1 pseudogene is annotated in these 211 nt (G+C 77.3%); it reads right to left on the reverse strand.

The annotated features are described in order from the left end of the window. A pseudogene (locus ACFFNX_RS51390) lies at positions 1-211 on the reverse strand (hypothetical protein); the annotation flags it as partial.

Below are 211 nucleotides of genomic sequence, written 5' to 3' on the forward strand. Positions count from 1 at the left end.
GGGCCCGTGCGCCGTCTTGTTCGGGCGCGTCGGCGGTCCGTGCAGGCCGGTCACGGTCGGCGGGGCTGTGCGCGAGTCCGTGTGGTCTGCCGCAGCCTCGAAGCGGGTGCGGGCGGAGTCGATCGCGCCCCACAGGGGCCCGTGCGCCGTCTTGTTCGGGCGCGTCGGCGGTCCGTGCAGGCCGGTCACGGTCGGCGGGGCTGTGCGCGAG

This window comes from Actinoallomurus acaciae (genome assembly GCF_042429965.1).
Classification (GTDB): Bacteria; Actinomycetota; Actinomycetes; order Streptosporangiales; family Streptosporangiaceae; genus Actinoallomurus; species Actinoallomurus acaciae.